Raw genomic sequence first — 15,283 nt, 5'->3', positions numbered from 1 at the left:
CAACGAAATCATGGACGTCTACGCGTTCCGGATCATCGTCGACAAGGTCGATACCTGCTACCGCGTATTGGGTGCTGTGCATAATTTGTACAAACCGTTGCCAGGGCGATTCAAGGATTACATCGCGATCCCCAAGGCCAACGGCTATCAGTCGCTGCACACCACGTTGTTCGGCATGCACGGTGTACCGATCGAGATCCAGATCCGTACCCGCGAAATGGAAGAGATGGCCAACAACGGCATCGCCGCCCATTGGCTGTACAAATCCAGCGGCGACGAGCAGCCCAAAGGCACGCACGCACGCGCCCGCCAGTGGGTCAAAGGCGTGCTGGAAATGCAGCAACGCGCCGGCAACTCGCTGGAATTCATCGAAAGCGTGAAGATCGACCTGTTCCCGGACGAGGTCTACGTGTTCACGCCCAAAGGCCGGATCATGGAGCTGCCAAAAGGCTCCACGGCAGTCGACTTTGCTTACGCAGTGCACACCGATGTCGGCAACAGCTGCATCGCCTGCCGCATCAATCGTCGTCTCGCGCCGCTGTCGGAACCGCTGCAAAGCGGCTCCACGGTCGAGATCGTCAGCGCCCCCGGCGCACGGCCGAACCCGGCGTGGCTCAACTTCGTCGTTACCGGCAAGGCGCGCACGCACATTCGTCATGCGCTGAAGCTACAGCGCCGCTCCGAGTCCATCAGCCTCGGCGAACGCCTGCTGAACAAGGTGCTCAACGGTTTCGACAGCTCGCTGGAGAAGATCCCGGCAGAGCGCGTCAAGGCAATGCTTACCGAGTACCGCCTCGAACTGATCGAAGACCTGCTCGAAGACATTGGCCTGGGCAACCGCATGGCCTACGTGGTCGCCCGTCGCCTGCTTGGCGAAGGCGAGCAGCTGCCGAGCCCGGAAGGTCCGCTGGCAATTCGCGGTACCGAAGGCCTGGTGCTCAGCTACGCCAAGTGCTGCACGCCTATCCCCGGCGACCCGATTGTCGGGCACCTGTCGGCGGGCAAAGGCATGGTCGTGCACCTGGATAACTGCCGCAACATCAGTGAAATCAGGCACAACCCGGAAAAATGCATCCAGCTCTCGTGGGCCAAGGATGTCACCGGCGAATTCAACGTCGAGCTGCGCGTCGAGCTGGAACACCAGCGCGGTCTGATCGCCCTGCTGGCCAGCAGCGTCAACGCGGCCGACGGCAATATCGAGAAAATCAGCATGGACGAACGCGATGGTCGCATCAGCGTCGTGCAGTTGGTGGTCAGCGTTCACGACCGTGTGCACCTGGCCCGCGTGATCAAGAAACTGCGCGCTTTGACCGGGGTGATCCGCATCACCCGCATGCGTGCATAACCTGCCTATTACAAGGAGTCCTACATGACCAAAACCGTCATCACCAGCGACAAGGCCCCGGCCGCCATCGGCACTTACTCCCAGGCGATCAAGGCAGGCAACACCGTTTACATGTCGGGCCAGATTCCTCTGGACCCGAAAACCATGGAACTGGTTGAGGGCTTCGAAGCCCAGACCGTCCAGGTCTTCGAGAACCTCAAAGCCGTGGCCGAAGCTGCCGGCGGTTCGTTCAAGGACATCGTCAAACTGAACATCTTCCTCACCGACCTGAGCCACTTCGCCAAGGTCAACGAGATCATGGGCAAGTACTTCGACCAGCCATACCCTGCCCGCGCCGCCATTGGCGTGGCCGCCCTGCCGAAGGGTGCGCAGGTTGAAATGGATGCCATTCTGGTCATCGAGTGATGCGCACGGCGCGGCCTCCACGCCGCGCCGACTGCCGCAAGAAAAGGTTTTGAAAGGATTCCACCATGCGCAAAGCGCTAGCTCTCTCGCTGCTCGCCCTGTTTCTCGGCGGCTGCGCCAGCGACCCTGCCGACCGTGACATCAGCGGCACCTGGATCAATCAGGTGGCAATCGATGCCGCCGCCAAGGGCGGTCCCCTGCGTGAAGCGCTGCAGGCTTACGGCCCGAATCTGGAATGGGACGTCAACACCAAGGCCGGTCAGGCCCGCTACACCAACGGTTTTGAGAACGTCGAAGGACGGCTGCTGGGCGAAGAGTCCGGCGCCTGGAAAGTCGACTTCTATGGCAGCTCCGCCAGCGAACTGAAACGCGACGGCGGACGTTTGCAGCAAGCTGCCAGTGACAACGAACCCGAACAAGTTTTCGATCGCGCACAGATCCCGGTGCCGGAAGGCGCGCCAATCGGTGCAAGCTTCGAACGCGCGCTGTATTCGGCATATCTGGGCGGTAACTGGATCATCGCCAGCGGCCAGGGTGAAGGCGGCACCGTGCAGTTCCAAGCCGACGGCCAGGTGACCGGCCTGCCGGGCGTTGACCGTTATGCCTTGTGCCTGGCGGGCGATTGCGCATCGATGAGCAATGGCAACGACAGCATGTGGCTGCAACTCAATGGCCAGGGCAACAACTGGATCTTTGTGCGCAAGGGCAAGGAGCTGGAGATTTTGCAAGCAGTGAACGCTGCGCTGGCGGATGAGCAACCGCAGTTTGCCGCAGGTGAGCGCAAGTGGTTGCTGGAAAAGCAGTAACCCGCTGAAAAGATCGCAGCCTTCGGCAGCTCCTACTTTGGAATGCATTTTCCTGTAGGAGCTGCCGAAGGCTGCGATCTTTTGCTTTTAGCGACCTTCCAGGATCGCTGCATAGCCTTCGCGGTAACTCGGATACTTCGGCACCCACCCCAACGCTTTCGCCCGCGCATTGCTGCAACGCTTGCTGCCAGTGCGCCGCACGCTGGCGTCTTCGGCCCATTCAGTCACACCCAGATATTCGCGCAACCAGCCCACCACTTCGGCCAACGGCGCCGGCGCGTCATCCACACCGATATAGAGCTGGTCCAGCTTGACGCCCTCGCGGTCTTTTTCCAGCAAGAACGCCAGCAGCCCCGCTGCATCATCGGCATGAATCCGATTGCCATACAGCGGCGGATCAATCGCCACGCGGTAGCCGCGACGCACCTGGGTCAGCAGCCACTCGCGGCCCGGGCCGTAAATGCCGGTCAGGCGCAGCACGCTAGCCGGGATGCCACTATTGAGCGCGACCTGCTCGGCTTCAAGCATCAAGCGACCTGAATATCCGGCCGCGACCGTCTCGGAGGTCTCATCCACCCATGCTCCATCCTGCTGGCCGTACACGCTGCTGCTCGACACGAAGATCAGCCGCTCAGGCACTTGCCCATAGTCGTCCAGCCAGCTCAGCACGTTCTGCAAGCCTTGCACGTAGGCCTTGCGGTAGCCCTCTTCATCGTGGTCGGTGGCCGCAGCGCAATACACCAGATAATCCACGGCACCCACCGGCCAGGTCGCCGGGCACTCTTCGTTGAACAGATCGCCGGCGACGCCGATGACACCCTCCGGCAGCTTGGAAACGTCGCGGCGCAGGCCATGGACTTGCCAGCCAGCCGCCAGCAATTGCGTGGCCAGACGACTGCCGACATCACCACAACCGGCAATCAAAACAGAAGGCGCGGACATCAGAAAACTCCCATCGGAAAGGCACAGACTAGCTCTGGCACAGGACGAACGGCTAGCAATGAAGGAAAAAAAGTTACTCTATTACTTTTGTTAACAAGAATTACTTGCAATAATGCACGCCACTTTTGTTCTCGGCCTCACGAGGCCTGGAAGAGCAACAACGTTTTTCTATCTCAGGTCCGGCCAGCATGACACGTAATCAAACTCCCGCTTCGCCAACCACTCGACCTCGCGCCTGGAGCGCCGTCGCGGCTCTGTTGCTCAGCCTGATGCTGGCACCGACCGCCGCCTTCGCCGACGCTCAAGCGCCCGCCACCCCAGCCGCCACCGAGCAGAGCGCACCCACTGCCGCTCCGGCTGCACCGGCCGCCACCGATCCGGTGCAGGCTGTCGACGCGGCCGACGCACCTGAAGTCCTCGAAGCCGACAACACCTTGGGCATGGCCCACGACCTGTCGCCGTGGGGCATGTACCAGAACGCCGACATCATCGTGAAAATCGTGATGATCGGTCTGGCCATCGCATCGATCATCACCTGGACCATCTGGATCGCCAAAGGCTTCGAGCTGATGGGCGCCAAGCGTCGTCTGCGTGGCGAAATTGCCGCACTGAAAAAAGCCACCACACTCAAGGAAGCCAGCGCCACCGCTGGTAAAGAAGGCACTCTCGCCAACCTGCTGGTGCACGACGCGCTCGAAGAGATGCGCCTGTCGGTCAACAGCCGCGAGAAAGAGGGTATCAAGGAACGCGTCAGCTTCCGCCTTGAGCGCCTCGTAGCGGCCTGCGGTCGCAACATGAGCAGCGGCACCGGCGTCCTCGCCACCATCGGTTCGACCGCACCGTTCGTAGGCCTCTTCGGTACCGTGTGGGGCATCATGAACTCGTTCATCGGCATCGCCAAAACCCAGACCACCAACCTCGCCGTTGTCGCACCGGGTATCGCTGAAGCCCTGCTGGCCACTGCACTGGGTCTGGTTGCGGCGATTCCTGCGGTAGTGATCTACAACGTCTTCGCCCGCTCCATCGCCGGTTACAAGGCGCAGGTCTCCGATGCCTCGGCAGAAGTCCTGCTGCTGGTCAGCCGCGATCTCGACCACCAGCCTGAGCGCAGCTCGCAGCCGCACATGGTTAAAGTGGGGTAATCGGCCATGGGCCTGCATTTGAAAGAAGGCGCAGACGACGATCTGGCCGAGAACCACGAAATCAACGTCACGCCGTTCATCGACGTGATGCTGGTGCTGTTGATCATCTTCATGGTGGCCGCGCCGTTGGCCACTGTGGACATCAAAGTCGACCTGCCCGCCTCGACCGCCAAACCGGCGCCGCGGCCAGAGAAACCGGTGTTCCTCAGTGTGAAAGCTGACCAGCGCCTGTTCCTCGGTGACGATGAAGTGAAAGCCGAAACCCTCGGCGCTACCCTCGACGCCAAGACCCAGGGCAAGAAAGACACCACCATCTTCTTCCAGGCCGACAAAGGCGTGGATTACGGTGACCTGATGAGCGTGATGGACAGCCTGCGCGCCGCCGGTTACCTGAAGGTTGGTCTGGTCGGTCTCGAGACGGCAGCCAAGAAATGATCACGACGCGCCATAAGCTGACGCGTTACAGCGGTAGCCTGGCCGTGGTGCTGGGCGTGCATGCGCTGGCCATCGCGCTGGCGCTGAACTGGACTGCCCGCCCGCCCATCGAATTGCCGCCGCAGGCAATGATGGTCGAGTTGGCCCCGTTGCCTGCCCCGCCACCGCCGGCTCCGCCGAAAGTCGTCACACCGCCGCAGCCACCGGCTCCGGTGGAAGAATTGCCGATTCCGAAACTGGCTGAAGCACCGAAAGCGGAAATCGCGGTACCCAAACCCAAACCCAAGCCGAAGCCCAAGCCGAAACCGCCGAAGCCGGTCGAGAAAAAGCTGCCCGAGCCGCCGAAGGAAAAACCTTCCGAGGAAAAACCGGCCGATACCCAGCCGACCCAGGCACCGACGGAGAAATCCGCCCAGCCTGCACCAGGTCCGTCGCCGGCTCAGTTGGCGGCCAAGGCCAGTTGGCAAGGCACCCTGCTCGCGCATCTGCAGAAGTACAAGAAGTACCCGCAGAGTGCGCAGTCGCGGGGCAAGGAAGGCTTGAATCGTCTGCGCTTCGTGGTTGATGGCGAAGGTAATGTGCTGTCGTTCGAACTGGTGGGCCGCTCTGGCAACGCTGATCTGGACCGGGCCACCCTGGACATGATCCGCCGCGCGCAACCGCTGCCCAAGCCTCCGGCCGACATGCTCAACAACGGCTCGATCGAAATTGTTGCGCCGTTTGTTTATTCGCTCGAACGCCGTCGCTAAGCAACACCGCAATACCTGTGGGAGCTGGCTTGCCAGCGATAGCGGTGTGTCAGAGAAGGATTTATTAGCTGACCCACCGCAATCGCTGGCAAGCCAGCTTCCACAAGGTTCTCCGCCAGCCGAGAGAACCAAGCCAAGAGGCACCGAAAGGTGCCTTTTGCGTATCTGCCTGCGGCAAACCGACCTCGACCGGTGTCGCACTCAGCCCGCAGTCTGATAACGTGCGTCTATCGATTGCAGCCGGTATGCTTGGCGCGCATCTTCATGGACGCTTGCTATGACCCTCACAGAATTACGCTACATCGTTACCCTCGCCCAAGAGCAGCACTTCGGCCATGCCGCCGAGCGCTGCCACGTCAGTCAGCCGACGCTGTCGGTGGGCGTGAAAAAACTTGAAGACGAACTCGGTGTGCTGATTTTCGAGCGCAGCAAAAGCGCCGTGCGCCTGACCCCGGTCGGCGAAGGCATCGTCGCCCAGGCGCAAAAAGTCCTGGAACAGGCCCAAGGCATTCGCGAACTGGCCCAGGCCGGCAAGAACCAGCTGACCGCGCCGCTGAAAGTCGGCGCCATCTACACCGTCGGCCCGTATCTGTTCCCGCATCTGATTCCACAACTGCACCGGGTCGCCCCGCAGATGCCGTTGTACATCGAAGAAAACTTTACCCACGTACTGCGCGACAAACTGCGCAACGGCGAGCTCGACGCGATCATCATCGCCCTGCCGTTCAACGAAGCCGACGTGCTGACCCTGCCGCTGTACGATGAACCGTTCTACGTCCTGATGCCGGCCCAGCACCCGTGGACCAAAAAAGAATCCATCGACGCCGGCCTGCTCAATGACAAGAGCCTGCTGCTGCTCGGTGAAGGCCACTGCTTCCGCGATCAGGTGCTTGAGGCCTGCCCGACGCTGACCAAGGGCAACGACGGCGCCAAGCACACCACGGTGGAATCCAGCTCGCTGGAAACCATTCGCCACATGGTCGCCTCCGGCCTGGGCATCTCGATCCTGCCATTGTCGGCAGTGGACAGCCATCACTACGCCCCCGGCGTGATCGAAGTGCGCCCACTGACCGCGCCGGTACCGTTCCGCACCGTGGCGATCGCCTGGCGCGCCAGCTTCCCACGGCCGAAAGCCATCGAGATCCTCGCCGACTCCATTCGCCTGTGCTCGGTGGCCAAGCCAACGGCGCCGGTTACGGCCGGTTAAGCGAGCGTCATGACGGAGCTGTCGCAAGTGTCGGTGACGGCACTCAAGGGTGTCGGCGAGGCCATGGCCGAGAAACTGGCCAAGGTCGGCCTGGAGAATCTGCAGGACGTGCTCTTCCACCTGCCACTGCGTTATCAGGATCGCACCCGTGTGGTGCCGATCGGTGCGCTGCGGCCGGGTCAGGACGCCGTGGTTGAAGGCACCGTCAGCGGCGCCGATGTAGTCATGGGTCGCCGCCGCAGCCTGGTCGTGCGCTTGCAGGACGGCACCGGCGGGCTGAGTCTGCGCTTCTACCATTTCAGCAATGCGCAGAAAGAAGGCCTCAAGCGTGGCACGCGGGTTCGCTGCTACGGTGAAGCCCGGCCCGGCGCCTCAGGCCTGGAAATCTATCATCCGGAATACCGCGCGATCACCGGCGATGAACCGCCGCCAGTCGATGAAACCCTGACCCCGGTCTACCCGCTCACCGAAGGCCTGACCCAACAGCGCCTGCGCCAGTTGTGCATGCAGACCCTGACGCTGCTCAAGCCGAGCACCCTGCCCGACTGGCTGCCGACCGAACTCGCCCGCGACTATCAACTGGCGCCGCTGGCCGATGCGATCCGCTATCTGCACAACCCACCCGCCGATGCCGATGTCGATGAGCTCGCCCTCGGCCATCACTGGGCGCAGCATCGCCTGGCTTTCGAAGAACTGCTCACCCATCAACTGTCGCAGCAGCGTCTGCGCGAAAGCATGCGCTCGCTGCGCGCGCCAGCGATGCCGAAAGCCACCAGGCTGCCGCCGAAATACCTGAAGAACCTCGGCTTCAGCCCAACCGGTGCTCAGCAGCGCGTCGGCAATGAAATTGCCTACGACCTCAGCCAGCACGAACCGATGTTGCGCCTGATTCAGGGCGACGTTGGCGCGGGTAAAACCGTGGTTGCCGCCCTCGCCGCGTTGCAGGCGCTGGAGGCCGGTTATCAGGTCGCGCTGATGGCACCGACCGAGATCCTCGCCGAACAGCACTTCATCACCTTCAAGCGCTGGCTCGAACCGCTGGGCATTGAAGTCGCGTGGCTGGCCGGCAAGCTCAAGGGCAAGAATCGCGTCGCCGCGCTGGAACAGATTGCCAGCGGCACGCCAATGGTGGTCGGCACCCACGCGCTGTTTCAGGACGAAGTGCAGTTCAAGAACCTCGCGCTGGTGATCATCGACGAACAGCACCGCTTCGGCGTGCAACAGCGTTTGGCGCTGCGGCAGAAAGGCGTCGGCGGGCGCATGTGCCCGCACCAACTGATCATGACCGCCACGCCGATTCCACGCACATTGGCGATGAGTGCCTACGCCGACCTCGACACCTCGATCCTCGATGAATTGCCGCCCGGCCGAACCCCGGTCAACACCGTGCTGGTCACCGACACCCGCCGCGTCGAAGTCATCGAACGGGTGCGCAGCGCTTGCGCCGAAGGTCGTCAGGCCTATTGGGTGTGTACGCTGATTGAAGAATCGGAAGAGCTGACCTGCCAGGCCGCCGAAACCACGTTTGAAGACCTCACCGCCGCCCTCGGCGAATTGAAAGTCGGGCTGATTCACGGGCGCATGAAGCCGGCCGAGAAAGCCGCAGTGATGGCCGAGTTCAAGGCCGGCAACCTGCAACTGCTGGTCGCCACCACCGTGATCGAAGTCGGCGTCGACGTGCCCAACGCCAGCCTGATGATCATCGAAAACCCCGAGCGCCTCGGTCTCGCGCAACTGCACCAGTTGCGCGGCCGCGTTGGCCGGGGCAGCGCCGCCAGCCATTGCGTGCTGCTCTACCATCCGCCGCTGTCGCAGATCGGTCGTCAGCGCCTGGGCATCATGCGCGAGACCAACGACGGTTTCGTCATCGCCGAAAAAGACCTCGAACTGCGCGGCCCCGGGGAAATGCTCGGCACCCGCCAGACCGGCCTGCTGCAATTCAAAGTCGCCGACCTGATGCGCGACGCCGACCTGCTGCCCGCCGTGCGCGACGCCGCCCAGGCTTTGCTGGAGCGCTGGCCGACCCACGTCAGCCCATTGCTTGACCGTTGGCTGCGCCATGGGCAGCAATACGGCCAAGTGTGAGCACCGTCGCAGTTTGTGCAGGATCGTTCCTACAGAGCTGGTTATACTCCTGCCATTGTTTCAAAAACGGATACAGACCATGACCGAAGCTGCTCTCGTCCCCGAATCTCCGCAAGCTCCGTCTGTTATTCGGCTGCTGCTCAACAAGCTGGGCGTTGCCTACGAAGAAGTGCTCGACCACCACGGCCTCAATGCCTCGCGCAAAGTGCAGGCCGTGTTGCTGGACGACGCCGTGGGCGCGTTGATGGTGCTGTTTCCACAGAGCCAGTTGCTGGATCTCAATCGCCTCGCCGAACTCACTGGTCGCCGCCTCACAGCCGTGTCCACCGAGCGCCTGGAAAAGATGCTCGGCAAACACAATCTGAGCCTGCTGCCGGGCCTGCCGGCGCTGACCAGTTCGCCGTGCCTCTACGAAGAAAGCCTGCTGCGCGAGCCGAAGCTGCTGATCAACTCCGGCGAGCCGGGCCTGCTGCTGGAAATCAGCAGCGATGACTTCAAATCGATGCTGACCAAAGCCAGCGCCGCCAACTTCGGCGAAGCCCTGAGCAGCATCCGCCCGAACCTCGACCGCCCGGACGATGACCGCGAGGAAATCACCCAGGCCGTGCAGGCGTTCACCGCGCGGCGCATTCAGCAACGTCTGGAAGCGACCATCGAGATTCCGCCGCTGGCCGAAACCGCGCAAAAAATCATCAAGCTGCGCGTCGACCCCAACGCCACCATCGACGACATCACCGGCGTGGTCGAAACCGACCCGGCGTTGGCCGCGCAAGTGGTGAGCTGGGCGGCATCGCCGTATTACGCCTCGCCGGGCAAGATTCGTTCGGTGGAAGACGCAATCGTTCGCGTGCTGGGTTTTGATCTGGTAATCAACCTCGCGCTGGGCCTGGCCCTCGGCAAGACTCTGAGCCTGCCGAAAGACCACCCGCAACACACCACACCGTACTGGCAGCAGTCGATCTACACCGCCGCCGTCATCGAAGGCCTGACCCGCGCCATGCCGCGCGCCCAGCGCCCGGAAGCCGGCCTGACCTATCTCGCTGGTCTGCTGCATAACTTCGGTTACCTGCTGCTGGCCCACGTGTTCCCGCCGCACTTCTCACTGATCTGCCGCCACCTGGAGGTCAACCCGCACCTGTGCCACAGCTACATCGAGCAACACCTGCTCGGTATCAGCCGTGAACAGATCGGCTCGTGGCTGATGCGCTACTGGGACATGCCGGATGAACTGGCCACCGCCCTGCGCTTCCAGCACGACCCAAGCTACGACGGCGCCTACGCCGAATACCCGAACCTCGTCTGCCTGGCCGTACGCCTGCTACGCAGCCGCGGGATTGGCTCCGGGCCGGATGAAGATATTCCGGATGCGTTGCTCGAACGCGTTGGTTTGAGTCGTGACAAAGCCAACGATGTCGTCAGCAAGGTGCTTGAGGCTGAAGTGCTGCTGCGTGAACTGGCTTCGCAGTTCAGCCAGGCATAAAAAACCCGCGCTCACGGATCATTCTTTTTCCTGAGCGCGGGCAATTGCAGCTTCGTCATTTATCAAGCAATGAAGCGTGCGATCCATCCGCTCTTAGGCAGACTCAGCCGGTCTCGCCAATATTCACCGCACATAACAATTTTATTTTGCCCGGTAACTTGCACATTCAGAGTCGACTCCAGCCTCTCTGACGTATTAACTGTTACATAGCCACCGCTGAACTGCGTGTCAGGCTCGCCAGTAAGCTTGTAACGTGCACAGACGGCATGCATCTCGTCAGTTACGAACGCCCCGCCGCTGGTGCCGGCGACAATCAGCTTGCTTTCATCTGGGTTATCAAACGTACAACTCGTCCAGTTTTGGCCGATTTCAGGCACAATTTTTGTAAATAGAGGCTGACCATTATTGAAAAGAGGGTGAGGTGAGCCATCCGCACTGAGCACGACAATCACGCCCTCACCATCAAAAACCCCTTGGCCATCCTGGCCTCCAACCAGAGCAATTATTCCGTCCTTTTTTCTTACAGCAATATCGCGAAACACCGGCAGCCGATCAGACTTCACGATGAACTCGCCGAACTCATTGTCCCGCGTTCCATGTTCAGTGAAGCGCACAGCATAAGTCCCGAAGGTGCCTTCATCATCAAAGTCGCCATACACCACCAAGCCACCGTCTACATGAGCGGCCACTCCGCGGGCGGCGTTATCACCTGTCGCACCCAGCTCAGCCAATTCAACAGTGGCCGAACCGATTTTGTTGAAAGTGTTGTCGAAACTGCCGTCAGGATTGAGTCGCATGACCAAGCCTTTAGTTTGCTGTGAAGCATGATCAAAACCGAAATAAACCAGAGCCACTTTGCCCCCTGGCAACTCGATACCGGACGCACCAGAGCTGGCGCCGCTCTGGATTGCAGACTTTTCATGCCCAGGTATATTTTGGCGTGCACGAGCTGCCGTTAGCGCTCCATCGAGTGGTACGGGCCCTGAACCGTACGGAAATTTGGCGACACCGCCTTCACCGAATTTATCGTTGAGTCGCCCGTCTGGCAGGAGCTGGATAAGCACAAAACCGTTCTCACCATTCGGAGAGCGTGTACTGTATTCGACCGTAATCAGTACCCCTCCGTTACTCAGCAAGTTTGCGCCAAACTTCCCTGATAAAAATTTCTCCCCTGTCGAAATTCGCGCAAATCCTTGCTGGTTCTCGCCAAACCCGGTGCCAACATCAAGCTCGCCATGGTCCGTGAGCCGTGCGACTACGAAGCCGGGGAAAATACCTAATTCATTCGCCACGACGAACAGTCGGCCGTCAGGCAACGGAAGAACAACGTGCGGAGCAATGCTGATAAACTCGGGAAATTCCCAATTGAGTATGCCGTCAGCGGCAAATGTTGAATCAAGCTCACCTGCTTGTATGGTCATGTTGATAACTCTCCAATCCGGATAAGTCCCTTTACTGCTGGACATCTCGATCAAGCATCATTATGCAAACAAAAACACCTGTCATTTCTGACAGGTGTTCAGGGCCTTATGTGCCAATTGACCGACTTATTGAGCCAAACAATCACACTGGAAAGATGGTGCTTCAAGTCTTGGGCTTGGCCTTCCTCGGCACCAAATACTTCATCAACCCCTGAAACCACATCACCAGCGCCGGATTGCCCTTGAGCTGGATCGACTTGTCCTGAATCCCCTGCATAAACGCCAACTGCTTGTTCTTCGCCTGCATCGTCGCAAAGCCATAACCGGCATCTTTAAACGCAATCGCAAACGCCGGTTCTGCGACCACCCCAGACTTGCTGGTGATGCGCTGATCCTTGACCACGAAATGCCGCGCCACTTTCCCATCCAGCGTCTGCAGCTGAAACACCAGATCCTTGTCGCCCAACTGTTGCTGGAACGCAGGATTGGTCCGGCTGGCCTTACCCATCAACAAACCCATCATCCACAGAAGAAAACGAAATTTCATGCGCACAGCCTCAAAAGGAAAATGAACGGCCGGGGCAGTGTAAGGGATTCGGACGATAACGCCAGTATCTGACGCTGTTGGAAGAGGATGTAGACCAATTCCTGCACGATGACTGCCAAGTCACGATTCAACGTTTACCCCTGATCGTTCCCCCGCTGCGCGTGGAACGCATCCCGAGACGCTCCGCGTCTCACCGTTCACCTTTCCTACACGTGTTGAAACACATCCCTGTAGGAGCCGGCGAAGCCTGCGATCTTTTGATCTTCCGCCCCGCGAATCCATGGAAAATTTCCTGCGAAGTGCGGGGCTGTCCGTGAACTAGTCGAGCTTGAAGATCACCGATAGGCTTCCTGCGTCATCGGCTATTCGGTGACCGGATGTGCAAGTCCGAATTCGGGAGCAATTTCTTCTTACTCCAAGGGATTTACACCGATGACCAATTCAACGACCAACACCGAGGACACCTCCCCCTACGAATCCTTCGATTCAAGAAAACTACATGAAGCCGCCGAACGCGCCCTCGATCACCACTTCTGCAAATCCGACCTCCCTCAGGCCCCACGCCGTGAAGGCCTGTTCAGCCTGAACCCGGACATCGATGCCGAAGCCCTCCTGGCCAACGCCTCGGAAGATCTGCTGTCCATCAGCATCATCGCTGCGGATCTTGCGGACGACATAGATGGCTTACGCCGCTCGGTTGCACTGGCATTGAGTAGGATGGCGGACGGGGTGAGATTGATGGTGGAAGGGACGCTCGACCAGATTGAAGTGCGAAGCGTGGCGGCCAAGTTTTAGTGAGATTCGCGGATGAAAAAGAGGGGGCGTTGAGTCCCCTTTCTCGATGATCCCTGTTTTACCACCGACAGCCTGTCTCTGGAGATGCATCCATGGTGATGTCTTGTTCAAATGAATACTTCTTTCCGGATTTGTAGTTCGTGTAAGTCATCCCGTAAATTCGAGCACCCTGGCTGACCATTTCATATTCGCCTGTCAGCGAGTCTTCGGTCACTTCTACCCAAGTTGTCGTGAACTGAGAAGGCCGCCCCTCTGCCATGACTTCCTCTTCGACACTCCGATAGACAAGGGGAATGACCTTTCGGGACTTCGTGTACTTGACCCCTGCTCCGCTCCACCGTGAGACGGTGTCGTAATAGGATCGAAACTCGAAATTGATGTTCTTGCCTTCCAACGAACGGAAGCAGGAAACCTCGGTGGTAACCTCACCTAGGGCGGTCAGCGGTATTAGAAGAAGCGCAGAAATAAACGCAAACGACGATTTCAAACCGATCATTCCTTAGCGACTTATGGGCAATTGAAAGTGCATTTCTGCGAACTTTACGGGAATAGGGCCCGAATCATTTCTTGGAGACTCCAGCACTGCGCTCACCCACCCTCGCCGGGATCTTCGAAACCTTCCCCGCTTCAGACATTCGCGATGCGTATTGCTTGTACGCCGCCACCGCCCGCTCTTTATCGTTCACGGCCCAATAACTGTCAGCGAGATTCAGGTAAGCAACCGTCCTGTTTGGGTGGTTGGCAATCACTGCATTGAGCAACTCAATCGACTCAGCGTAGTAACCCGCCTCGCCGAGCAGAAAACCGAGGTCGTTGGACCAGCCGGGACGCTGCGGGTAGTAGTACTTTGCGACGATATAGCTATCCGGGGGACAAGTGTCATGCGGGCCACCGCCCATCAACGCGTAGCTCATCGTATCCTTGAAGGAAGAGTCATCACCCTTTCGGTAGGCTGCCAGCGCCATATCCAGCAAATCAGCCGAATTGACGGTCATCAATTTCTTTCTAACGCCCTCAATACTGCCAGTACGAGCAACCTGCAGCTTCTGCAGCACTTCACGCCCATCGAAAGAAGCGAGAGTGATGGGGCCCAGTGTCTGCACCGGCAACTCCACTGCGCTAACAAGCGACCGGTCACAGGAGTCGTTATTCGCCACCTCCAGCAGAGCTTTCAGCTCAAACTGCTTTGAACCTCTGTTGAAGGCGAACAACAGGTTGAAGTTGTAAACCGCGTTATCTTCCTCGCTGGTTACCAGCGCGATGTAGTCCCCAGCCTCAACGAACGGTTGCTTGACCACAGCTTCCTCAGCCTGTGGATCAATGACGGTCATGACGCCAGGGCGACCTTTGAGTACATGGACGCTGAAGACACCCTGAAGCGCAGACGAGTACTGACTCTTGATCAGAGGCAGCGCCTTCGACGTATCGAGTAAGATGTCCTCGTCACGCGCTTGTTCCGGCGCAATCAACAATCGGTTAGAAACTTCGTCCGCATCGCCCGCCAGTACAAACACCTTTTGCCGTGATGCATCACCCAGCAAGCTAGCCGGAATTTCCTTCAGGACTTGTGGGGCAGCGAGTGCGTATGAAGTGGTTAGCAGCCCAAGGCTCAACACGATAAAGCGGAAGAACATATTCACTCTTTCAGTCCCTGAATTTCGGATCGCTTAACGACGCGTTGCGGAATCTTCTGCGCTTTACCGGCGGCACTCATCGCGTCGCGGTACTCGCGATAATAACGCTGCGCTTCCTCTTGGCGATCAAGGCGCCACAGCGAATCAGCCATGTTCAGCATCAGCACTGTGCGTTTGCCGACAGCCTCAACGCCTCGATAAAACTTCATCGCCAACTCATCGTTGCCGCCCTCGGCCAAGTAAAAACCGAGGTCGTTGTAAGCCTGAACACTTTGCGCGGGGGGATGACA

The 15,283-nt window shown here is 59.5% G+C and carries 16 protein-coding genes; 10 read left to right on the top strand and 6 right to left on the bottom strand.

The window, feature by feature from the left end:
- The 3 genes from OQK_RS11620 to OQK_RS11610 all read left to right on the top strand — a co-directional run.
- Positions 1-1,345 (top strand): RelA/SpoT family protein (locus OQK_RS11620; RefSeq protein ID WP_038860875.1); only part of this gene is annotated, 1,345 nt, incomplete at its 5' end.
- Between the two features lie 24 nt (positions 1,346-1,369).
- Positions 1,370-1,750 (top strand): RidA family protein, encoded by a 381-nt coding sequence (locus tag OQK_RS11615; RefSeq protein ID WP_014340863.1) that lies wholly within the window; start codon positions 1,370-1,372, stop codon positions 1,748-1,750.
- 65 nt (positions 1,751-1,815) lie between these two features.
- On the top strand, positions 1,816-2,556 hold the full coding sequence (locus OQK_RS11610) for a hypothetical protein (protein WP_016772538.1): 741 nt from the start codon (positions 1,816-1,818) through the stop codon (positions 2,554-2,556).
- An 87-nt stretch (positions 2,557-2,643) separates the two neighbouring features.
- Here the strand turns inward: OQK_RS11610 and OQK_RS11605 are convergent, their stop codons facing one another.
- Entirely contained in the window at positions 2,644-3,498 is an 855-nt protein-coding gene (locus OQK_RS11605) for an SDR family oxidoreductase (RefSeq protein WP_016772537.1), read from the bottom strand.
- Between the two features lie 188 nt (positions 3,499-3,686).
- Here OQK_RS11605 and exbB point away from each other — a divergent pair, with 188 nt between their 5' ends.
- The 6 genes from exbB (at position 3,687) to OQK_RS11575 (ending at position 10,596) form a co-directional block, all read left to right on the top strand.
- Entirely contained in the window at positions 3,687-4,640 is a 954-nt protein-coding gene (gene exbB, locus OQK_RS11600; RefSeq protein WP_016772536.1) for a tonB-system energizer ExbB, read from the top strand.
- Positions 4,641-4,646: 6 nt separating this feature from the next.
- On the top strand, positions 4,647-5,075 hold the full coding sequence (exbD, locus tag OQK_RS11595) for a TonB system transport protein ExbD (RefSeq protein ID WP_016772535.1): 429 nt from the start codon (positions 4,647-4,649) through the stop codon (positions 5,073-5,075).
- Positions 5,072-5,824: a TonB family protein gene (locus OQK_RS11590; protein WP_016772534.1), complete on the top strand. Its 753-nt coding sequence runs from the start codon at positions 5,072-5,074 to the stop codon at positions 5,822-5,824. The genes exbD and OQK_RS11590 overlap by 4 nt, the downstream gene beginning before the upstream one ends.
- Before the next feature lie 277 nt (positions 5,825-6,101).
- Positions 6,102-7,031, top strand: coding sequence for a hydrogen peroxide-inducible genes activator (locus OQK_RS11585; RefSeq protein ID WP_016772533.1), 930 nt, complete (start codon positions 6,102-6,104; stop codon positions 7,029-7,031).
- A 9-nt stretch (positions 7,032-7,040) separates the two neighbouring features.
- The gene (gene recG / locus OQK_RS11580; RefSeq protein ID WP_016772532.1) at positions 7,041-9,116 is read left to right on the top strand and encodes an ATP-dependent DNA helicase RecG; all 2,076 of its coding nucleotides are present in this window, start codon (positions 7,041-7,043) and stop codon (positions 9,114-9,116) included.
- A gap of 79 nt (positions 9,117-9,195) precedes the next feature.
- The gene (locus OQK_RS11575) at positions 9,196-10,596 is read left to right on the top strand and encodes an aminoacyl-tRNA deacylase and HDOD domain-containing protein (RefSeq protein ID WP_016772531.1); all 1,401 of its coding nucleotides are present in this window, start codon (positions 9,196-9,198) and stop codon (positions 10,594-10,596) included.
- Between the two features lie 62 nt (positions 10,597-10,658).
- Here the strand turns inward: OQK_RS11575 and OQK_RS11570 are convergent, their stop codons facing one another.
- Both OQK_RS11570 and OQK_RS11565 read right to left on the bottom strand, forming a co-directional pair.
- Positions 10,659-12,017: a delta-60 repeat domain-containing protein gene (locus OQK_RS11570; protein ID WP_016772530.1), complete on the bottom strand. Its 1,359-nt coding sequence runs from the start codon at positions 12,015-12,017 to the stop codon at positions 10,659-10,661.
- A gap of 163 nt (positions 12,018-12,180) precedes the next feature.
- Positions 12,181-12,564: a helicase gene (locus tag OQK_RS11565; protein ID WP_016772529.1), complete on the bottom strand. Its 384-nt coding sequence runs from the start codon at positions 12,562-12,564 to the stop codon at positions 12,181-12,183.
- A 432-nt stretch (positions 12,565-12,996) separates the two neighbouring features.
- Between OQK_RS11565 and OQK_RS11560 the strand changes: the two genes are divergently transcribed.
- Positions 12,997-13,359, top strand: coding sequence for a DUF6124 family protein (locus OQK_RS11560; RefSeq protein WP_016772528.1), 363 nt, complete (start codon positions 12,997-12,999; stop codon positions 13,357-13,359).
- A gap of 58 nt (positions 13,360-13,417) precedes the next feature.
- On the opposite strand, the gene OQK_RS11555 is transcribed toward OQK_RS11560, so the two are convergent.
- The 3 genes from OQK_RS11555 to OQK_RS11545 form a co-directional block, all read right to left on the bottom strand.
- A complete protein-coding gene (locus OQK_RS11555; RefSeq protein ID WP_081489846.1) occupies positions 13,418-13,855 on the bottom strand; it encodes a hypothetical protein in 438 nt (145 codons plus the stop codon).
- A gap of 64 nt (positions 13,856-13,919) precedes the next feature.
- The gene (locus tag OQK_RS11550) at positions 13,920-14,993 is read right to left on the bottom strand and encodes a tetratricopeptide repeat protein (RefSeq protein ID WP_016772526.1); all 1,074 of its coding nucleotides are present in this window, start codon (positions 14,991-14,993) and stop codon (positions 13,920-13,922) included.
- Between the two features lie 2 nt (positions 14,994-14,995).
- Positions 14,996-15,283: hypothetical protein (locus OQK_RS11545; protein ID WP_016772525.1), on the bottom strand; the 288-nt coding region annotated here is incomplete at its 5' end.

This window comes from Pseudomonas sp. R62, from assembly GCF_000257605.1.
In the GTDB taxonomy this organism is placed as follows: domain Bacteria; phylum Pseudomonadota; class Gammaproteobacteria; order Pseudomonadales; family Pseudomonadaceae; genus Aquipseudomonas; species Aquipseudomonas atacamensis.
The sequence above is the reverse complement of the archived record's forward strand: the minus strand, read 5'-3'. Positions and strand labels throughout refer to the sequence as shown.